Here is a 20625-nt window from a genome sequence, read left to right on the forward strand (position 1 = left end):
GGTGAGGCCGCGAACCTGCAAAGGTCGCTGCTGACAAGCCTCAGGAGGTCTGCCCGGCGGCCTTGTCGTTGTAGATATCCAGATCGATCTCGCGTTCGCTCTTGCCCACCAGCGTGGTAACCATCAGATCACCGGAGACGTTCACGGCGGTTCTCGCCATGTCCAGAATGCGATCGATGCCCGCGATCAGGCCCAAAGCTTCCAGCGGCAGATTGGTCTGAGCAAAGACGATCGATAGCATGATCAGCCCGGCACCCGGAACACCCGCTGTGCCGATCGAGGCCAGCGTACCGGTCAGGACAATCATGATGTAGTCGGTCGTGGTCAGATCGGTACCGGTCAGCTGCGCTACGAACAGGGCCACCACGCCCATGTAAAGCGCCGTACCGTCCATGTTAATGGTGGCACCCACCGGAAGCACAAACCCCGAGACCCCTTGCGAAATCCCCAGCTTCTCTCGCGCACAGCGAATGGAAACGGGCAGGGTGCCTGCGCTCGAGGCTGACGAGAAGGCCACCACAATGGCATCCAGACTGCCGGTGAGGTAGCGCCTGGGATTGAGCCGTGCCAGCAGGGCGAGCATGCCGCTGTAAACCAGCAGCACGTGAAGGATACAGGCGAGATAGACCACGCCGATGACCTTGAGCAGCGGGATCAGGACACTCAGGCCGTACTGTCCGGCAACGACCGCGATCAGGGCAAATACCCCAATAGGGGCACAGGCCATGATCAGTGAGGTCAGCTTGTAGAGCGCCTCGGCCACGGAGTCGATCACCCGAATGGCCGGCTGTCCACGCTCGCCGATCAGTACCAGTGAAACGCCAAGTGCGATGGCAAAGACGATGATCTGCAGGATGTTGCCTTCCACCATGGCATTGATTGGATTGGTGGGTACCAAACCTACAAGAATCTCGGTCAGAGTGGGCGCCTCACCGGGAGAGACGCTGTTGTCCATCTGCATTTCAACGCCAATGCCCGGCTGCAGTATCGAGGCTGCCAGCATGCCCAGCGCGATGGCGAAGGCGGTCGTCACCAGATAAAGCGCGACCGCCTTGCCGCCAATTCTGCCCATCTTGGCCGGATCGCCCATGGAAACAATGCCACTGATCAATGACGTAAAGACCAGCGGCACGATCAGCATCTTGATGGCATTGATGAAAAGCGTGCCAATGGGAGAAAGCCACTGGGCATGATCGCCCAGCAGCCAGCCGACAAGAATACCCAGCACCAGACCCGCCATGATTTTTTGCCATAGGGGAATGCTGGAAAGTGAAAACATGCGTTGGGACATGAGGTTGTCTCTTTTGTGCGGTCGTTGAATGTGTCATGTCTAAAGTTGGCAGCCTATCACTTGTTGGCCCGTGCCGGTTAGAATCGCCGCCTCGTGCCCCATGGGGCAGGCTGACAAAAAAGCAGGTACTACGCGTTGAATCTGGAAACCAAATGGCTGGAAGATTTCGTGGCCCTCAATGCCACGCGCAGCTTCTCTGCCGCCGCACGTCGTCGACATGTCACTCAGCCTGCCTTTAGCCGCCGCATTCGGGCGCTGGAGCAGGCCACCGGGGTCATGCTGGTGGACCGCTCCACCACACCTGTCAGTCTCACTCCGGAAGGCCAGCTTTTTCTGGTGACCGCGCGTAGTCTGGTAGAGCAGCTCAACGAAAGTATTAGCCACCTGCGCGGGCTCAATATTGCCAATGAAGCACTCGATATTGCTGCCGCGCATTCATTGGCGCTGGCCTTTTTTCCGCGCTGGATTTCGCGGCTGCAAAAAGGGGTGGGAGAACTGCCCACCCGCTTGATGGCCATGAATGTTGGAGACGCCATTCATGTGCTGCGTGACGGCAATTGTGATCTGATGCTGGCCTACCACGATCCTTACGCCACCATGCAGCTCGACAGCGAAATATTTCCCTCCTTTTCCATCGGTCAGGTCTGCATGCTGCCGGTGTGTGTGCCGGATGCTCAGGGCAATCCTCTTTTCAACCTCGAAAGTGGGGATAGCATTCCGCATCTGGCCTATACCCAGGGGGCCTTTCTGGGGCGAAGCGTACACATGCTGTTAAAAAATGACCCTCTGCGGCTGCGGCTTCGAACCATCTATGAAACGGCCATGGCGGAGGGTCTCAAGGGCATGGCATTACAGGGGGTGGGGATGGCATGGATTCCCGATTTCTGCATTCACGAAGAGCTGGCGTCCAATCGTCTGGTACGCGCTGGTGATGAAAAATGGAATATTCCGCTCGATATTCGTCTCTATCGTTGTTCGCTCGTACACAAGCCCGACGTTGAGCGGCTGTGGCACCAGCTGCAAAAACTCCCTCGGGATTTTTTGAAGATGTAGGCGAGTTCATAATGTAGACGGGCCCGAGAGATTACCTGCATCGGCTGGCGCGAATGTGCCAGGTTTTGAAACATCATCCATTGAAGGAGGGCGTCATGCGATACATGCAGGCTCGAGTGACCGGCCATGTTCAGGGAGTGGGGTTTCGTTATGCCACGGCGCAGCGTGCCCGCGAGCTGGGAATAGTCGGTTATGCCAGAAACCGTGATGACGGCAGTGTCGAGGTAGGCATGGCAGGCCATGATGATGATGTGGCCAATCTGATCGACTGGCTGCAAACAGGTCCGTCTGCTGCACGGGTAGATCAGGTGACAAGTGAAGAGATTGCACCGCAGTCCTGGACGGATTTCCAGACTGGCTGATGGGCATGCCTGACACGTCAGACCTATAAAAAATGCCATGTCGAAGCGACATGGCATTCTGGTTTCTGGAGAGCCGTCTTCAAACCACTTCCGTGGCGAGGTGACGCCTACTCGTCGGCATGTCTTGCAGCCGCTGACTGATCCAGTGCTGTCACAAAGCTTTCTCCCCAGCGATGGATGTCGTAGGTGCTGATCACCTTGTGAAGACGCTGCCAGCGCTCCTTGCGCTCTTCAAGTGACATGGAAAGCGCTGCGTCGAGCATGTCGGCCATCTCTTCGACATCAAAGGGATTGCACAGCATGGCGCCATCGAGTTCTTCGGCAGCACCGGCCAGGTTGGACAGCAGAAGAACGCCCGGGTCTTCCGGGTCCTGAGCGGCGACATACTCCTTGGCCACAAGGTTCATGCCGTCACGCAGGGGTGTTACCAGTCCGACACGGCTCTGGCGCATGAAGCCCATCAGGGTTTCCCGGTCATATCCCGTATTGAGATAGCGCAGGGGCATCCAGTCATAGGTCGAGAAGCGGCCATTGACGTGACCAGCAATGCGTTCAAGCTCGCGGCGCAGGCTGGCATAACGCTCCACACCGGTTCTCGACAGCGGGGCAATCTGCAGGTAAGTCACATTGCCGTAGCGTGTATGGGTGTTTTCCAGCAGCTGCTCGAAAGCCTGAAAGCGTTTATAGAGCCCCTTGCTGTAATCAAGACGGTCCACGCCGATGATCAGGGGGCCACCCTGGAGGGATTCCTTCAGGCGGTGGCTGCGCGAAGACTGTTCGCCCTTTTCTGCCATCTCGCGGGCAGTATCCACATCGATTGAAATGGGAAAAACGCCGGTGTTGATGCGTCGACGGTCATAAATCACCGTGTTGCCTTCAACAGTGGCAACGCCGCTACGCTCGACATTTTCAAGGAAGTGTCTGAGGTCAGTGGCAGTCTGAAACCCGATGGTGTCATAGGCGCATAAATGCTCAATCATGCGCGCATGATGGGGGAGAATGCGGAAGACTTCCCAGGGCGGTACCGGGATATGGAGAAAGAAGCCGATGGGGCACTCGACGTCCATAAGGCGTAGATAGTGGCCCGTGGAAAGCAGCTGATAGTCGTGAACCCAGATCGATGCGTCGCTGTCTTTCGTGATCTGACCGGCCACTTGACGAGCAAAGCGCTCGTTGACGTGCTGATAGCCGGCATCCTTTTCGCGCGAATACTCGACCATATCCGAGCGATAGTGGAACAGGGGCCAGAGGACTTCGTTGGAATAGCCAACGTAGAAAAGCTCGTGTTCCTGTTCTGTCAGCGGGAAGGTGGCGAACTGCACGCCCTCATTTTCATAGCTTTGAGGCGCATGCTGCTCCGCATCCTCGATCAGCTGGCCATTCCAGCCCATCCATAGTCCCTGGGTACGACTCAGGGCATTCATGACACCGACGGCCAACCCGCCCTGACTACCACTGTCCTTGTCAGGCGAGGGGACACGATTGGAGACTACGATCAGTTGCTTCAAGGTTTCCTCCGTGAACTCTGTGATGCCTTCATGAGCGTTGCAGTCGTGAGATCCACTCATCCAGCCAGGCATGAACGGCTGAAGGATCCGTCAGACGACAGGCGGCAACGCTCTCGCCTGTTCCGACCTTGATGGCCAGGCCCTGATGGGCATTAACAACGCGAAACCCGTCTTCGTCAGTACGGTCGTCGCCGATAAATATCGGGCATCGGTCTGCAAAGGGGGCAACGGCCAGAAAGCGCTCGAGTGCCACGCCCTTGTCATAGCCCTGCCCCTTGATCTCGAACACGAATTTACCCTGATGCAGCTCCAGAAGATCAGGGTAATGCTCGATCATTGAATCCAGCTTTTGCTTGAGCATATCGCCTGCCTCGGGCCGGTGGCGATAATGCAGGGCAAGACTTGCCCCCTTGTCTTCCAGGTAGAGCGCGTCATCACGCGCTACCTGCTGACTGACCTCTTTGCGCACGGCATCCAGTGCCTCCTGGTGCTCCTGGGCAATCTGCCGATCTCCCTGGCTATTGCGCCATTCAGCACCGTGCTGGCCCGACATGGCAAGCGTGGGCAGCCTCAGGTGCTTGTCCAGATCATCAATGGCGCGACCGCTGATGACCGCCACAGCACCATCCAGCAGTCTGGTGAGGGTTTCAAGGCGTTCGCGAAGCGCATCATCAACGGCAATGCGGTCAGGATGGTCTACCAGATCGACCAGTGTGCCATCGAGATCCAGAAAGAGGGCCCACGCCTGATCGCGTGCAGGCAGGTCGGGTACATCCTTGCCGGGTATTGTATTCACCATTACCTCCCTGTCATGGCGTGACGGCTATTATGCGTTGGACGATGAGGTCAGTGTCTGCTCGATCCAGTCCGAGACTGCGTCACCATCCACTTTCATGCAGACCTGTACGGCCGGTGTTTTTGACCAGCGATCGCTGACGTACTGGCGCTCTGCCGGTGCAAAGATGGTCTGGCCTTCCGCAGCTCCTTCTGTCACGACATCCAGATGACCGGTAACGGTTTCGAAAAATTCCGGATGGATGAGCCATGCGACGGCACAGCTGTCGTGGGGGCAGCAGCCGTCAAGGCCGATGGCACTGCGATAGAAGTCGGCATAAAAGTCATAGCTGTGCGACAGCACTTCGCCCAGAGCACCCTGACCCTTTGCAATACGCGCCATGCGATCCGGCGTGATGACCGTATCGAGGGTGACATCAAGCCCTACCATGACCAGCGGCCAATCCGCCGTCAGGACACGCCTGGCGGCGTGCGGATCGGAGAAGATATTGGCTTCGGCCAGCGGTGTGACGTTGCCGCCACGAGCTGCCGAGCCGCCCATGATCACGACCTGCTTGACGCGGTTGACGACGTCTGGATCAAGGGCAATGGCCATGGCCAGATTGCCCAGAGGGCCTACGGCCATCAGCGTGATTTCCCCCGGGCGCTCGCGGGTCTTGTCCACGATGAACTGCGCCGCACTGATGGCTTCGATCTGACCGGCAGGTTCATCAAGTGTCTGATTGCCCAGTCCATCAGCACCATGAATATGGGCCGGCACCGGATAGGGTGTTTTCACCAGCGGATAATCTGCGCCCTGGGCGACAGGGATGCTCTGGCCGGCCAGCTCGGTCAGCAGCAGGGCATTACGGGTGGCGGTTTCGACACGAACATTGCCAAAGGTAGTGGTCAGTCCCAGGACTTCGATATCCGGATGCGCCATGATCAGCGCAATGGCCTGTGCATCGTCAACGCCCGGATCAGTATCGAAAATAATGGTATGTGTCATACAAGGCCTCCATGTCTGTATCGACATTGAAATCACTGCTGCAGCCGCAACGGCATTTCTTTAAGTCGCTGAAAATATTGTGATGCAAGTCTGACATAAGTTCAGTGTCCGTGCGTAGCTGATCCCCCAAAGAAGGGTGGTGACATAAAAAAGCCCGCCTGGTAGCGGGCTTTTGATCCTGAAATTGATGTTATCGATGTAAAAGGCCACGAGCGATCAAGGGTGAAAAAACGATGCGATAAACGCCACGGGTTACACCATAAAGCGTTTCGAGATACAGGGGCTGCAGCCAGAGCATCATCAGGGAAGCCACACCAGCAACTATGACAGCGCCCAGCATGTCCAGCGGGAAATGCACGCCCAGATAAATACGTGACCAGGCAATGGGCAGAGCCAGTACGGCAAGTGCAACACCCGTTTTGCGTAGCGCCGGGCGTAGAATAAAGCTGAACGCAACCGTTGAAACGATCGTCATGTGGTTGCTTGGAAAAGAGGGCGTAGGCGCATGCGAAATCAGCGTATGTCCTAGTGGCATCACGAAGGGGCGAGGGTGATACCAGATCAATGAACCGATCAGGTTATTGATCAGCAGGGCACCCACCGTTGCCAGAAGCGCTGTCAACATTATCTTGTGATGCGCCTCGCTTTTGCCAAGCCAGCCCTTGAGCATGATCAGGGGAATACAAAAAATGGCATATTTGGCCATGATGATGGCAAACCAGATCACCAGTGGTTGACTCTGTTGCTGTGCGTTGAGGACAAGAAAAAGATGCTGATTAAAAGCTTCCATGCTGCTGTTTGATACCTGAAAGAGAAGTTGTGGGCCGGTGTCTGTCATTCGATGTGGTCTTCGACCAAAGAATTATGACAATGACAGCACTGGCCCAACATTTATTTTCAGGGTGGTTGCGTAATCAATCAGTAATTTTTATACCGTTATCTTGGGTGAAGCCCAAATTCAAACCTGAAATCAGATTTTGGATAAAAATCCTCGAATATTATCGGCCGTCATGGAAACAATATTTTGCCGGGCTTCCGGTGTTATCCATGCATTGTGGGGCGTCACGATCAGGTTGAGCGAGTTCTGTGCCAGTGCCTCGATCAACTCATGGCCTTCACGCGGCGGCTCCGTGGGCAAGACATCGACACCCAGACCGCCAAGACGCTGATGTTTCAGTGCTTCAAGTGAGGCCTGTTCATCGATCAATCCACCTCGCCCACAGTTGACCAACAGCGCATGGGATTTCATCAGCTGCAAACGTGCCTGATTGATCAGATGATGTGTCTCCGGCGTCAGCGGGCAGTGCAGTGACACCACATCAGCTTCCGGCAGAAGCGTTTCAAGCGCGGGTCGATCATCGCGTTCGGCATTGGGACGCGCGCAAAAGCTGACGTTCATTCCGAAAGCCCGGGCCAATTGCGCCACAGCCTGGCCGAGCTCACCGCTACCGACCAGCACCAGATGCTTGCCGGCCAGTTGCATCGTCGGATGATCCTGCAGGCAGAAGGATGCTGCCTGTTCCCATCGATGAGTGGCAACATCATGCTGATAGCGGGGCAGTCGTGTGGCCAGAGCCAGCATGATCATGAGCGTATGCTGTGCCACGCTTTGTGTACCATACCCTGTGACATTGGCCACGGTAATACCGCGCGCCTGTGCGGCCTGCAGGTCGATATTGTTGGTGCCGGTTGCGGTGACGGCGATCATTTCGAGATCAGGCAGTAACGCCAGAGTGTCGCCATCAATGACGACCTTGTTGGTAATGGCAATGGTGGCACCGTCAAGGCGTTTGGCGACGTCTTCGGGTCGTGTGGCGCCCCAGCGGTCGAACTGGTCGGTCAGACCGGAAAGGGGTGAAAGATCAATGTCGCTGCCCAGGGTGTCACTGTCGAGAATTACTGCCTTCATGGGGGTGCACTCCTTGCCCATCATGATGTCTGCCGCGCTATAATGCGTGTCTTGTGCAAGGTTGTATCGTCGTGTCAGTAGACCGATGCGTCAATCAGACATCGGGAATAATGTCTGCCATCCGATGGATATTGTTTCCCGGCAGGGGCAGGTTGCTTGAGCGCACCTGCAGTAACATCAAATATCGGGTATGAAAGACCATGCCGATTTATGAATATGAGTGCCGCGCCTGCGGTACGCGCCTTGAAAAGATTCAAAAGATTGATGCTGCTCCTCTGGTGGAATGCCCATCCTGTCATGAAGGCGCTCTGGAGCGTCTGATTTCAGCTGCGGGGTTTAGGCTTTCAGGGGGTGGGTGGTACGAGACCGATTTCAAGAGTTCGGGTCGTCGTAACCTTGCCGGTGACAGCAAGTCCGACAAGGGCGGTACGTCCGACAGCTGACGTTGTTGCGGGAATTGCCCCATGCCGAAGGCCGTCAACTGCCTTCGGCATTCAAACAGCTCAGGCATTACATCAAGCGTTACAACACAGGATTAAAGATGCGCAGTCATTATTGCGGCCAGCTAAACGAAAGCCTTGTCGACCAGGAAGTCACACTCTGCGGTTGGGTCCACCGCCGCCGCGATCATGGTGGGGTGATTTTCCTCGACATGCGTGATCGTGATGGCATTGCACAGGTTGTGGTTGATCCGGACACGCCGGATGCCTTTGCCAATGCAGATCGAGCCCGCAGCGAGTATGTACTGCGTATTACCGGTCGTATTCGCATGCGCCCGGAAGGTACCCAGAACGCCAACATGCCGACGGGTCTGATCGAGGTGCTTGCCACGCAGGTTGAGGTGCTCAATACGGCCGTAACCCCGCCGTTCCAGCTCGATGAACATGGCAAGGTCGGTGAAGACGTTCGCCTCAAGTATCGCTACATCGATCTGCGTCGCCCCGAAATGATCGATCGCCTGCGGCTTCGTTCGCGTATCACTCACAGCGTTCGCGCCTATCTTGAAGACAACGGTTTTCTCGATATCGAAACGCCCATTCTGACTCGTGCCACGCCTGAAGGTGCACGTGACTATCTCGTGCCCAGCCGCACCCATGCCGGTGAGTTCTTTGCACTGCCGCAGTCTCCGCAGCTCTTCAAGCAGCTGCTGATGGTAGCCGGTTTTGACCGCTATTATCAGATTGCCAAGTGCTTCCGTGATGAAGACCTTCGTGCCGATCGTCAGCCGGAATTCACCCAGATCGATATCGAAGCCTCCTTTGTCGAGGAAGACGATATCATGGGGATGACCGAAGAGATGATTCGTCGTCTTTTCGCGGAAGTACTCGACGTGTCGCTGCCGCAGTTCCCGCGGATGACCTGGCATGACGCCATGCGTCGTTATGGTTCTGACAAGCCGGATTTGCGCATTCCGCTGGAATTCGTCGACGTTGATGATCTGATGAAGGATGTCGACTTCAAGGTCTTCTCGGGTCCGGCCAACGCTGAGGACGGCCGTGTTGCCGTACTCAGGGTGCCCGGTGGGGCGAAGCTTTCACGCAAGGAAATCGACGAGTACACCAAATTTGTCAGTATCTATGGCGCCCGTGGGCTGGCCTGGATCAAGATCAACGACCGCTCGAAAGGCATCGAAGGTCTCCAGTCACCCATCGTCAAGTTCATGGAGGGCGTGATCGAGACGCTGTTGGATCGCGCCAATGCAGAAGACGGCGACATCCTCTTCTTCGGCGCCGACCGTGCGAAGGTCGTCAACGAAGCGCTGGGTGCCCTGCGTGTCAAGCTGGGTGGGGATCTTGATCTCTACACGAAAGCCTGGGCGCCGCTGTGGGTGGTCGATTTCCCGATGTTTGAACGTGATGACAGTGGCCGCCTGGCCGCACTTCACCATCCGTTCACGGCACCGGCCTGTGACCCGGAAACGCTCAAGCAGAATCCGGAAAGCGCATTGTCTCGTGCCTACGATATGGTCCTCAACGGTACCGAGCTGGGCGGTGGGTCGATCCGTATCCACGATCAGGGCATGCAGCGTCAGGTCTTTGAAGCACTGGGCATCAGTGATGAAGAGGCGCGCGAGAAATTCGGTTTCCTGCTGGACGGTCTGGCTCACGGCGCACCGCCGCATGGTGGACTGGCGTTTGGCCTTGATCGACTCGTCATGCTGATGACGGGCGGGCGCACCATCCGTGATGTCATCGCCTTCCCCAAAACGCAGAGCGCAGCCTGTCTGATGACCGAGGCGCCTGGAACGGTCAGCAATGAGCAGCTCAAGGAGTTGCATATTCGTCTGCGCCAGAAAGCGTCCGATAACACAACCACCTGATCGACGGGCAAACGGAAACGAAACGTTTCTGTGACCGTTTCTCGGGAGTGTTAGGGTTAATACGGGTGTGCCTTGCACACCCGTATTTTTGTATGACGCCATTGCATTGTTTATGGCGAGCGGTTGAAGGAGCTATCCCATGGCCGGACACAGTAAATGGGCCAATATCAAACATCGCAAGGCGGCTCAGGATGCCAAAAAGGGCAGGATTTTTACGCGCCTGATTCGTGAGTTGACGGTTGCCGCTCGTCAGGGGGGGAGCGCTGTTGAGGATAATCCACGGCTTCGGGCGGCAGTCGACAAGGCACTGTCCAACAATATGACACGCGATACGATCGATCGTGCCATCACCCGCGGTGCCGGTAACAGCGACAGCGATGCCATGGAAGAGCTGGTTTATGAAGGCTACGGCCCGGATGGCGTGGCGGTTCTGGTCGAGTGCATGAGTGATAACCGTAACCGGACGGTCTCAGAGGTTCGCACTGCCTTCAACAAGCATGGCGGTAATTTGGGAAGCAGCGGTTCGGTCGCCTTTCTCTTTCACAAACAGGGCCGTATCGTGCTGCCTGCCGGTACCCCTGAGGAAAACGTTATTGAGGCGACTCTGGAGGCGGGCGGCGAAGACGTGCAGTCTCGAGACGATGGCACACTGGAAGTCATCACCACACCCAATGAGTTCGGCTCCGTCAGGGATGCGCTTGATCAGGCTGACATCGAGGTGATGCAAAGCGACGTCGGTATGTTTCCTGACAGCTATTCAAGCATTAACGATGTCGACACGGCGCGTCGGGTGGTGGCGCTGTTTGACCGCCTCGAAGATCTGGACGACGTACAAAACGTGTACTCCAACGTTGATTTCGAGCCTCATGTGCTCGAGGCACTCGAGGATGCATCATGACCGATACCGGTTCGACAGGGGGCGGGGCATGATCCTGCTGGGAATTGATCCTGGGTCGCGTCGTACCGGCTTTGGCGTAATCGATATCTCGAGCCGATCGCCGCGCTATGTGGCCAGCGGCTGCATTAAAATTGATGCCTCGACGCTGGCTCAAAAACTGGCTCAGGTATACGCCGGCGTAGCCGAAGTCATTGCCCAGCATGCACCGAACGAGATGGCCATCGAGCAGGTTTTTTTGTCCAAAAATGCTGACTCCGCGCTCAAGCTGGGTCAGGCCCGAGGCACGGCCATTGTCTGTGCCGCCAACCATGGACTGGATGTGCATGAATACGCTGCCCGACGCATCAAACAGGTCGTGACGGGCAATGGTGGGGCTGACAAAACGCAGGTACAGCATATGGTACAGTCAACGCTCAAGCTTTCAGGGCTACCCCAGGAAGATGCCGCGGATGCTCTGGCCATTGCGCTGACGCACTTTTTTTCCTGTCGTGGGGCCGTCACCATGCCAGCGCCGGCTCGTTCAACGAAACAGCGGTCGTCCAGCTGGCGCCACTATCGGCCCTGAGCCGGGGTTTCAATATCAATGGCATTTATTAAAGTAAAGACCCTGTATTTTTATCGTTTCTGTCTGGATACATAACGCATGATAGGTCGCCTGCACGGTCAACTGCTTGAAAAGAAACCGCCCCTGATCGTGATCGATGTTCATGGGGTTGGATATGAGCTTGAAGCGTCCATGAATACGCTGCTGGCATTGCCGGCGCCGGGTGAAACGGTAAGGCTTTATACCCATCTAAGCGTTCGTGAAGACGCCCATCTTCTGTATGGCTTTATTGATGAGACCGAGCGTCGTTTGTTTCGTGAATTGATCCGTATCTCCGGAGTCGGTCCTCGTCTGGCGCTGGCGATACTTTCCGGCATGGATCGTCAGCAGTTCATGAAAAGTGTCATGGAAGATGACACCAAAACGCTGACGCGGCTGCCGGGGGTTGGCAAGAAAACTGCCGAGCGCCTGATCATCGAAATGCGAGACCGTTTCAAGCATTGGCCCGAGTTTGAACAAATGGAACAGGGCGTCGAAGAAGCCGAACTGCCACTTGAAAGTGACAATCATGCCGATGCCGAAGCAGCGTTGATTGCGCTCGGCTACAAGCCGACCGAAGCCGCCAGAATGCTGTCAGGACTGGATACTGCTCAATCAACCGAGGCGTTGATCAAGGCAGCGCTGTCTGATCGACTGGCCGGCGGCGACATGCGCAGCAGCAAGGGCAGAGCATCATGATCGAAACCGATCGACTCATTGCCGGAGCCGAGCGCCCCGATGAAGAGCGAAAGGACCATGCCATTCGCCCGCGTATGCTTGATGACTATATCGGGCAGGCGCCGGTACGCGAACAGCTGGATATTTTCATTACGGCGGCGCGTCAGCGTGATGACAGTCTTGATCATACCCTGATCTTCGGACCACCCGGGCTTGGCAAGACCACGCTGGCACACATCATTGCCAGTGAAATGGGCGTGGATATCAAATCCACCTCTGGTCCGGTGCTTGAAAAGGCCGGTGACCTTGCCGCCATGCTGACCAATCTACAGCCGGGCGATGTGCTTTTTATCGATGAGATCCACCGGCTGTCTTCTGCCGTAGAAGAAGTGCTCTATCCGGCGATGGAGGACTTTCAGCTCGATATCATGATTGGTGAGGGTCCGGCAGCGCGCTCCATCAAGCTTGACCTGCCACGCTTTACGCTGGTCGGAGCAACGACCAGAGCCGGTCTATTAACCGCGCCTCTAAGAGACCGCTTCGGCATTGTGCAGCGTCTTGAGTTTTACAACATCGACGAGCTGACCCACATCGTGAACCGCAGCGCCAGGCTCATGGATTTCGAGGCCGATGAAGGTGGGGCCATCGAGGTCGCACGTCGTGCGCGTGGGACGCCCCGCATTGCCAACCGCCTGCTACGCCGTGTGCGTGACTTCGCCCAGGTGCGAGGCGATGGCCGGCTGACCGCCGAAGTGGCGGACAAGGCACTCAACATGCTGCACGTTGATCGCCACGGACTGGATCACATGGATCGACGGCTGCTTTTGACCATGATCGAGAAGTTCGATGGTGGGCCTGTAGGGGTCGAGAGTCTGGCCGCTGCCATCAGTGAGGAGCGTGACACCATCGAGGACGTGCTTGAGCCCTATCTGATTCAGCAGGGGTTCATGCTGCGTACGGCCCGCGGTCGTATGGTGACTCGCCTGGCCTATTTGCACTTTGACCTTTCGCCCACGGATGATATTCCAGACGCCGGTGATGGCGCGGCAACAGTGGAGCCCTGAACGGCATGACGTCTCTTGATCTACGCGTTTATATCGAGGATACCGATGCCGGCGGTATCGTCTATCACGCCAACTACCTCAACTATCTCGAGCGCGGTCGTACCGAGTGGCTGCGTACGAAGGGTTTCGATCAAAACTCATTGCTTGAGCGCAATATTGCGCTGGTCGTTCGTCGTCTGGAGTGCCAGTATCGCCTGCCGGCAAAGCTCGACGACCTCCTGAACATCGAGACCGTGGCAGGCACGCCCCGCCATTGCACCGTGGCATTTGAGCAACGAGTCATGCGAGATGGAAAACTTCTTTTCCGTGGCATGGTCGATATTGCCTGTATTGATGCAACGCGTTACAAACCCGTTCGTTGGCCCGAAGATCTGCTCTCGGCCATGACGCTTGATTCCCAGAACGCCTGAAGAGGTTTTTCGTGAACGATTCAATGTCGATCATTTCGCTGTTTTTTCACGCTGGGCTGGTCGTTCAGCTGATCATGCTGATACTGCTGGCAGCATCTGTTCTTTCCTGGGTGCTGATCTTTCAGCGAGCCTTTGCGCTGAAGAGGGACTCGCGTGAGCTGGATGACTTCGAGTCGCACTTCTGGTCAGGCGTTGATCTCAATGAGCTTTACCAGGAAGTTCCGGCCGACAACCCGCAGGGCGCGGCACATATCTTTCGCTCGGGATTTCGTGAGTTCAATCGTTTGCTGCCGAAATCGCGCAGCCACAACGCCGTGCTTGAAGGTGTCGAACGCTCCATGCGTGTATCCGTTTCTCGTGAGGAAGAGCGTCTGACCACGCATCTGGCGATATTGGCCATTATCAGCTCTTCTGCCGTTTATGTCGGTCTTTTCGGTACTGTATGGGGCATTCTGGGGACCTTCCAGGCACTTGGTGGTGCCCAGCAGGTATCGTTGGGCACAATCGCTCCAGCGATTGCCGAAGCACTGGTCGCCACTGCCATGGGGCTTTTCGCCGCCATTCCCGCCAACATCGGTTACAACCGTCTGACCCACAAGGCGGACAAGTTGATGGTGCGCATGGAAAATTTTGCTGAAGAGTTTCATGCCTTCCTGCACCGAAACCTGCAAAACCGCAACACTGGCGAGAATACCTGAGGAGCGCTCCATGCAGGGATCCTATCGACGCAACCGGCGTAAAAAGCTCTCCAGTGAGATGAATGTTGTCCCGTTCATCGACGTCATGCTGGTGCTGCTGGTTATTTTTATCATTGCAGCACCCACGATCAATCAGGGCATTGATGTTGATCTGCCACAGATCAGCTCAGAACCGGTGCAAAGCGACAATGAGCCTTTGGTCGTGACGGTCAATCGTGACGGGGACTATTACATCAGCCTGGGCGATGAACAGCAGAGCAAGTCACTTGATGACATTAGTGCTCAGGTCATGGCGGTACTCAACCGTAACCCGGGCACTCCCGTGATGGTGCGAGGTGATCGCAACGTTTCCTATGGTCAGGTCGTGACGCTTATGGGGGCTCTGCAAAACGCGGGTGTTCCTAACGTAGGACTGATCTCTGATCCACCGCCTGGCGACCAGCAGTAGGGAGAGACAATGGCCAGACACGATCGCCGTGTAGGCTATACGCTGCCCACCGTGCTTGCGGTTTTACTGCACGTGGGCGTTATCGGACTGATGGCTTTTCGCTGGCCGCAAAGTGATCCTGTTGAAACCTCCAACGCTGTTGTGCAGGCCGAGTTGATTTCGATGGAGACGGCAACCGATCAGGCGCAACAGGCGACTGAAGCTCAGCCGCGCGCCCAACAGGGGCCTGAGCGCGAACAGCCCGAGCCGGAAGCCACGGAAGATAACGCTGCCGAGGAAACCGCGCGGCAGCAGGCCGAGGCGGCAGAGCAAGCAAGAGAGCAGGCTGCTCAGGAGGCACAGGCAGCCGCGCAGCGTCGAGCTGAACAGGCCAAAGAGGTTGCTGCTCAGCAGCAACAGGAACAGCAGGCCCGCGAAAAAGCCGAAGCCGAGCAGAAGGCACAAGCCGAGGCCAGGCAGAAGGCAGAAGCCGAAGCCGAGCAGAAGGCGCAAGCCGAGGCCAAGCAGAAGGCAGAAGCCGAAGCCAAACAGAAGGCAGAAGCCGAAGCCAAACAGAAGGCAGAAGCCGAAGCCAAACAGAAGGCAGAAGCCGAAGCCAAACAGAAGGCAGAAGCTGAAGCCAAGCAGAAGGCAGAAGCCGAGGCCAAGAAGAAGGCAGAAGCCGAGGCCAAGAAGAAGGCAGAAGCCGAGGCCAAGAAGAAGGCAGAAGCCGAAGCCAGGCAGAAGGCAGAAGCCGAGGCCAAGAAGAAGGCAGAAGCTGAAACGAAGAAAAAGGCAGAAGCCGAAGCCAAGAAGAAGGCAGAAGCCGAAGCCAAGAAGAAGGCAGAAGCCGAAGCCAAGAAGAAGGCAGAAGCCGAGGCCAAGAAGAAGGCAGAAGCCGAAACTGCTGCGAAGAAGAAAGCCGCTGCGGAGGCTGCCGCGAAGAAGAAAGCGGAAGCTGATCGCAAGCGGGCTGCAGAAGCCGCTGCCGCGGCCAGTCAGGACGCCTTTGGCGATGAGATTACCAACGAGGCACAATCCATAGCCAATGCACGTCAGGCTCAGGAAGCCTCCAATGGCTTTATGAATCTGGTGCGTCGCGCTGTCGAGCAAAGCTGGTCACGTCCGCCCAATGCAGCTTCCGGGCTGGTCACGGTGGTTAAAGTACAGCTTTTGCCGACCGGTGAGCTTTTGTCTGCCACTGTCTCCAGCAGCAGCGGTGATCCAGGGTTTGATCGTTCGGCCGTACAGGCCGTGGAAAGAGCCGCGCCGTTTACTGAAATGAGCCAATTACCGGCTGATGCGAAGCAGAAATTCAGAAGCTTTAACCTGCGCTTTAATCCTGAGGATGTGCGCTAGGGTTAGAAAGGTTTGCTATGTGGTGTAAGGACGTGGTCAATATTGTGCCTGTTTCTATGGCAGGCAGAAGGGATCAAGGATCGTTAAAACCCGAGGGTGTGTGCTGATGAAAAAACTAATGGCACTGGCTGGTTTCATGATGCTCATGATGGCCAGTCTGATGGCGCAGGCAGCTGGTGATCTCACCATCGAGATTACCCGTGGCAATGATAATGCCATACCGATTGCAGTGGTGCCTTTCCGGGGAGAAGGGGTCAGTCCTTCTGAAGATATCGGCAAGATTATCGCCGACGATCTGGAGCATAGCGGTCAGTTCTCGCCACTGGCGCCTCAGGATCTGATCTCTCGTCCTGCCAGCGGTGACAATATCAATTATGATGACTGGCGCCGCGTCAGGGCCAATTATCTGGTCGTTGGTCGGGTCGAAGCATCCGGTAATGGCTACAAGATCACTTATGAACTGCATGATGTTGCCGGCCAGCGTCGTGAACTGGGAGAGGTGGTTACCTCAAGTGACGACCAGCTGCGGTCCCGGGCGCATTACATTGCTGATCAGATATTCGAAGAAATCACCGGTATTCGCGGCGCGTTCCAGACACGCATTGCCTATGTGACTGCCAATGGTGTTGATCCCAATATCAGCTATGCCCTGTATGTAGCCGATCAGGATGGCCATCGTCCGCAGCAGATTCTGTCCTCTGATCAGCCGATCCTTTCGCCGGCCTGGTCACCGGATGGTCAGAAGCTTGCGTACGTTTCTTTCGAGTCAGGGCGGCCTGCCATTTATGTCCAGCAGCTTTCAAGCGGGCGTCGTGTCCAGCTCACATCATTCAAGGGCATCAACGGTGCGCCAGCCTGGTCTCCCGATGGTCGCAAGCTTGCCATGTCGCTTTCAAAGGATGGCAATCCCGAAATCTATGTCATGGACATTGCGTCCCGTTCGCTGACCCAGTTGACCAATTCCAGTTCTATCAATACCGAACCGGACTGGAGTACTGATGGGCGCTCGATTCTGTTTACTTCGGATCGTAGTGGGCAGCCGCAGATTTATCAGATGGATGCCACCGGTGGAAATGCAAAACGCATGACCTTTACCGGCAATTACAATGCGGGTGGGCTGTACGGACCTGACAACAAGACCATTTTCCTGACCACTCGAACCGACCGCGGTTTTCAGGTGGCCAAGCAGGATTTGTCATCAGGACGCGTTACCGTATTAACCAATACTTATCAGGATGAAGCGCCGGCAGTTGCGCCCAATGGCACAATGGTGATATATGCCACTCAGCAGGGAGCACATGGTGTGCTTGGTGCTGTTTCGGCAGATGGCAGGGCTTCTTTCGTAATACCTTCACCTAATGGTGAGGTTCGTGAACCTTCCTGGTCGCCGTTTTTGAATTAAACGACTAGAATGAATTTTGTCATTCTTTATAAAAGCAAGGAGATCATCATGCAGTTTTCTTCCTACGCCAAGACTCTGGCGGCCGCGCTCTCTCTGGCTGTTGTTGCTGGTTGTTCCAGTGGCGGTGGCACCCAGGATGGTGACCAGCAGAATAGTGGCATGAACAGCGGTTCTTCTACTCAGGGCATGAGCAGCAGCTCAGGTGCTACTGGTCAGAACACCGGACAGCAGGCACAAATGCCGAGCGAAAACCGCGTCTACTTCGATTTCGATAGCGACAGCATTCGTCCGCAATACGAGTCCATGCTGAATCAGCATGCTCAGTATCTGCAGCGTAATTCCAGCACCAATATCGTACTGGAAGGCCACACTGATCCGCGCGGTACTCGTGAGTACAACCTGGGTCTTGGCGAGCGTCGTGCCAACGCCGTACGCCAGTATCTGACCATCCAGGGCGTGCCTGCTTCGCAGATTGAAGTTGTCAGCTATGGTGAAGAGCGTCCGGCAGCCTCCGGCAACTCTGAGCAGGCCTATTCTCAGGATCGTCGCGTCGTTATCGACTACTGATCCCGGAGTAAGTAATGAAACACAGTCTTGTTCGACTGTGCGGCGCGGGAGCCTTGGTGCTCCCGCTGTCCGTTTGGGCATCCGCACAAACAGAATCCTTTTATAATCAAGCCGCCACAGGTTCCGGCACTGGCACTCTGCAAATCTTTAACCGTTTGCAGAGCCAGGAGCAGGATATCAACCAGTTGCGTGGTCAGATTGAAGAACTTCGTCATCAGCTGGAACAGCAGACAAAGCTGTCGCAACAGCGCTACCTTGACCTTGAAGAGCGCTTGAGTGGTTCTCAGGGCGATAGCGGTGCTTCATCCGATAATAGTGGCAATGCTTCCGGCAGTGGCGACCCGATTACTCAGGCAGCTTCCGGTGGTAGTCAATCCTCCACATCCTCGAGTACATCCGCTTCTTCCAACGATGCTCAGGGTGCATATCAGGCTGCTTTTTCACATGTTCAAAAGCGTGAATTTGATCAAGCCATTTCCGCTTTCGAAGCCTTTAATCGCGACTACCCGCAATCCGGTTTAAATGGAAATGCCTGGTATTGGCTGGGTGAGCTTTATTCTGCCAAATCACAGCTGGACAAGTCTTCGGCTGCTTTTAGCAAGGTCATTAGTGACTACCCGCAAAGCAACAAGGTGCCCGATGCCATGTACAAGCTGGGCCTTGTTTATGCGCGTCAGGGAAAGGGTTCTGAAAGTCAGAACATGCTGAAAAAGGTCATTAGCGAGCATTCAGAGAGTGATGCAGCAGGCCTGGCACGCGAGTTCATGCAGAAAACCAGCGGCTGATATTTCCAGTTCGAATTCGCGGGCACTTCGTCAAAGCCGAAATGCCCGCTGCTTTCCGTCTACCGCCTGTCTCTATTTAGAGATCGCCTGCTTCACGAATTTTCTGCTGTAGCAAGACTTTGCAAAGTGCTTCCGGCGTCTCGAAAAACTGACTCGCAGGCCACTCATCGGGGGCATCTTCCTGTCGAAGATAGCCGTATTTTACGGCAATGGCTGTCATGCCGGCATTGTTGGCTGCCTGAATGTCGCGAAGATGATCACCAATATACCAGCACTTTTCTGGCTCAATACCTAGGCGCCTTGCTGCCTCCAGAAGCGGTGCGGGATCCGGTTTTTTTACGGGGAGATCATCAGCGCATAACAGCACATCGGGTTCTATTTCCAACGCCTTGAGCAAGGGTACTGCGTACTCTCTGGGCTTGTTGGTAATTATTCCCCATGGGCGTTGTGTGCGGCGATAGTGGTCGAGTACTTCCGGAAAGCCAGCAAAAAGGTGGCTCTTCTCGGCAACATTTTGGCCATAGTGCTCAAGCAAAAGCGCTCGTGCTTCATTATGGCCTGCCTCCTGCTTTCCCAGTCCCAGTGCCAGCGTTACCAGGGCGCTTCCGCCATGAGATACTTCCCGTCGAATATCACTGTAAGGCAGCGGTGACAGTCCATGTTCCTGTCTGAGCGCATTGGTTGCCTGAGCCAGATCCGGGGCGGTGTCAACCAGAGTGCCATCCAGGTCAAACAGGATAGCCATCGGGGTATCCTGCTGGCAGATCATGACTGAGACACACGGGTATGCATGAAATAGTTGACGTCCAGATCCTTGCTTGAGAGCCGATAGTGACGGGTGAAGGGGTTGTAGATCATGCCTGTAATGTCACGCACTTCAAGATTGGCCTGTCTTGCCCAGCGTGCGAGCTCGGAAGGCCGAATAAACCGCTGGAAGCTGTGGGTGCCACGTGGCAAAAGGTTCAGGACGTACTCGGCACCCACGATGGCCATCGCCCATGATTTCGGGTTTCGGTTGATCGTCGAAAAGAAGACATGGCCACCGGGTTTGGCCATACGAGCGCAGGCTTTAATAACGCTTCCGGGGTCGGGGACATGCTCCAGCATTTCAAAGCAGACCACGATATCAAAGCTGCCCGGCTGCTGGTCCGCCATATCCTCCGCACTGATGCAGCGATAGTCGACCTCTACACCCGTTTCCTGCTGGTGAAGGCGGGCAACAGACAGCGGCGCTTCGCCCAGATCGATGCCGGTGACTTCTGCGCCGCGATGGGCCATGGCTTCACTGAGGATGCCTCCGCCACAGCCGACATCGATCACACGATGACCGGTAAGGCCTGCACGCTGATCGATATAATCAAGGCGTAAGGGGTTGATATCGTGAAGGGGCTTGCATTCACCTTCACGGTCCCACCAGCGACTGGCAAGATCATCGAATTTGGCAATTTCACCCGGATCAACGTTGGAACGCTGTGTTTCAGTCATCAATGAACTCCTGTAGGGGTAGGGACGGCAACTCTCGCCCTGA

The 20625-nt window shown here is 55.8% G+C and carries 23 protein-coding genes; 15 read left to right on the forward strand and 8 right to left on the reverse strand.

What is annotated here, in order from left to right; genetic code table 11:
• Positions 1-40: 40 nt before the first annotated feature.
• Positions 41-1291: a dicarboxylate/amino acid:cation symporter gene (locus B9H00_RS00070; protein WP_086898929.1), complete on the reverse strand. Its 1251-nt coding sequence runs from the start codon at positions 1289-1291 to the stop codon at positions 41-43.
• Between the two features lie 135 nt (positions 1292-1426).
• On the opposite strand from B9H00_RS00070, the gene B9H00_RS00075 reads away from it, so the two are divergent.
• Entirely contained in the window at positions 1427-2344 is a 918-nt protein-coding gene (locus B9H00_RS00075) for a LysR substrate-binding domain-containing protein (protein ID WP_086622874.1), read from the forward strand.
• 95 nt (positions 2345-2439) lie between these two features.
• Entirely contained in the window at positions 2440-2706 is a 267-nt protein-coding gene (yccX, locus tag B9H00_RS00080) for an acylphosphatase (protein ID WP_086898930.1), read from the forward strand.
• Positions 2707-2813: 107 nt separating this feature from the next.
• On the opposite strand, the gene B9H00_RS00085 is transcribed toward yccX, so the two are convergent.
• The 5 genes from B9H00_RS00085 to B9H00_RS00105 all read right to left on the reverse strand — a co-directional run bounded on the left by B9H00_RS00085 (position 2814) and on the right by B9H00_RS00105 (position 7906).
• A complete protein-coding gene (locus tag B9H00_RS00085; RefSeq protein WP_086901612.1) occupies positions 2814-4214 on the reverse strand; it encodes an alpha,alpha-trehalose-phosphate synthase (UDP-forming) in 1401 nt (466 codons plus the stop codon).
• A gap of 28 nt (positions 4215-4242) precedes the next feature.
• Positions 4243-5013, reverse strand: coding sequence for a trehalose-phosphatase (gene otsB / locus B9H00_RS00090; RefSeq protein ID WP_086898931.1), 771 nt, complete (start codon positions 5011-5013; stop codon positions 4243-4245).
• Between the two features lie 27 nt (positions 5014-5040).
• Positions 5041-5997 carry a nucleoside hydrolase gene (locus B9H00_RS00095; RefSeq protein WP_086898932.1) on the reverse strand — a complete coding sequence of 319 codons (957 nt, stop codon included), beginning with the start codon at positions 5995-5997 and terminating at the stop codon, positions 5041-5043.
• Positions 5998-6187: 190 nt separating this feature from the next.
• Positions 6188-6787, reverse strand: coding sequence for an undecaprenyl-diphosphatase (locus B9H00_RS00100; protein ID WP_157663146.1), 600 nt, complete (start codon positions 6785-6787; stop codon positions 6188-6190).
• Positions 6788-6967: 180 nt separating this feature from the next.
• Entirely contained in the window at positions 6968-7906 is a 939-nt protein-coding gene (locus B9H00_RS00105) for a D-2-hydroxyacid dehydrogenase (protein WP_086898934.1), read from the reverse strand.
• Between the two features lie 200 nt (positions 7907-8106).
• On the opposite strand from B9H00_RS00105, the gene B9H00_RS00110 reads away from it, so the two are divergent.
• From B9H00_RS00110 to ybgF, 13 genes are all read left to right on the forward strand, one after another.
• The gene (locus tag B9H00_RS00110; protein ID WP_086622868.1) at positions 8107-8349 is read left to right on the forward strand and encodes an FmdB family zinc ribbon protein; all 243 of its coding nucleotides are present in this window, start codon (positions 8107-8109) and stop codon (positions 8347-8349) included.
• Positions 8350-8447: 98 nt separating this feature from the next.
• Complete coding sequence (aspS, locus tag B9H00_RS00115; RefSeq protein ID WP_086898935.1) at positions 8448-10226, forward strand: aspartate--tRNA ligase; 1779 nt, start codon at positions 8448-8450, stop codon at positions 10224-10226.
• 139 nt (positions 10227-10365) lie between these two features.
• Positions 10366-11124 (forward strand): YebC/PmpR family DNA-binding transcriptional regulator, encoded by a 759-nt coding sequence (locus tag B9H00_RS00120; protein ID WP_086898936.1) that lies wholly within the window; start codon positions 10366-10368, stop codon positions 11122-11124.
• 28 nt (positions 11125-11152) lie between these two features.
• Entirely contained in the window at positions 11153-11689 is a 537-nt protein-coding gene (ruvC, locus tag B9H00_RS00125; protein ID WP_086898937.1) for a crossover junction endodeoxyribonuclease RuvC, read from the forward strand.
• A gap of 78 nt (positions 11690-11767) precedes the next feature.
• A complete protein-coding gene (gene ruvA / locus B9H00_RS00130; protein ID WP_086898938.1) occupies positions 11768-12406 on the forward strand; it encodes a Holliday junction branch migration protein RuvA in 639 nt (212 codons plus the stop codon).
• Entirely contained in the window at positions 12403-13449 is a 1047-nt protein-coding gene (gene ruvB, locus B9H00_RS00135) for a Holliday junction branch migration DNA helicase RuvB (protein ID WP_086898939.1), read from the forward strand. The genes ruvA and ruvB overlap by 4 nt, the downstream gene beginning before the upstream one ends.
• Positions 13450-13454: 5 nt before the next feature.
• Entirely contained in the window at positions 13455-13859 is a 405-nt protein-coding gene (gene ybgC, locus B9H00_RS00140; RefSeq protein WP_086898940.1) for a tol-pal system-associated acyl-CoA thioesterase, read from the forward strand.
• A gap of 11 nt (positions 13860-13870) precedes the next feature.
• Positions 13871-14557 carry a protein TolQ gene (tolQ, locus tag B9H00_RS00145; RefSeq protein WP_086898941.1) on the forward strand — a complete coding sequence of 229 codons (687 nt, stop codon included), beginning with the start codon at positions 13871-13873 and terminating at the stop codon, positions 14555-14557.
• Positions 14558-14567: 10 nt separating this feature from the next.
• A complete protein-coding gene (tolR, locus tag B9H00_RS00150) occupies positions 14568-15005 on the forward strand; it encodes a protein TolR (RefSeq protein WP_086898942.1) in 438 nt (145 codons plus the stop codon).
• A 9-nt stretch (positions 15006-15014) separates the two neighbouring features.
• Positions 15015-16343 carry a cell envelope integrity protein TolA gene (tolA, locus tag B9H00_RS00155; RefSeq protein ID WP_086898943.1) on the forward strand — a complete coding sequence of 443 codons (1329 nt, stop codon included), beginning with the start codon at positions 15015-15017 and terminating at the stop codon, positions 16341-16343.
• 106 nt (positions 16344-16449) lie between these two features.
• Positions 16450-17745 (forward strand): Tol-Pal system beta propeller repeat protein TolB, encoded by a 1296-nt coding sequence (tolB, locus tag B9H00_RS00160; protein ID WP_086898944.1) that lies wholly within the window; start codon positions 16450-16452, stop codon positions 17743-17745.
• Between the two features lie 48 nt (positions 17746-17793).
• A complete protein-coding gene (gene pal, locus B9H00_RS00165; RefSeq protein ID WP_086901613.1) occupies positions 17794-18312 on the forward strand; it encodes a peptidoglycan-associated lipoprotein Pal in 519 nt (172 codons plus the stop codon).
• Positions 18313-18326: 14 nt separating this feature from the next.
• Complete coding sequence (gene ybgF, locus B9H00_RS00170; RefSeq protein ID WP_086898945.1) at positions 18327-19097, forward strand: tol-pal system protein YbgF; 771 nt, start codon at positions 18327-18329, stop codon at positions 19095-19097.
• A 76-nt stretch (positions 19098-19173) separates the two neighbouring features.
• Here ybgF and B9H00_RS00175 read toward each other — a convergent pair whose 3' ends face one another.
• Together B9H00_RS00175 and ubiG are read right to left on the reverse strand one after the other, a co-directional pair.
• A complete protein-coding gene (locus B9H00_RS00175; RefSeq protein ID WP_086898946.1) occupies positions 19174-19842 on the reverse strand; it encodes an HAD-IA family hydrolase in 669 nt (222 codons plus the stop codon).
• A gap of 20 nt (positions 19843-19862) precedes the next feature.
• A complete protein-coding gene (gene ubiG, locus B9H00_RS00180) occupies positions 19863-20582 on the reverse strand; it encodes a bifunctional 2-polyprenyl-6-hydroxyphenol methylase/3-demethylubiquinol 3-O-methyltransferase UbiG (RefSeq protein WP_086898947.1) in 720 nt (239 codons plus the stop codon).
• Between the last annotated feature and the right edge of the window lie 43 nt (positions 20583-20625).

Source organism: Kushneria marisflavi (assembly GCF_002157205.1).
Taxonomy (GTDB): domain Bacteria; phylum Pseudomonadota; class Gammaproteobacteria; order Pseudomonadales; family Halomonadaceae; genus Kushneria; species Kushneria marisflavi.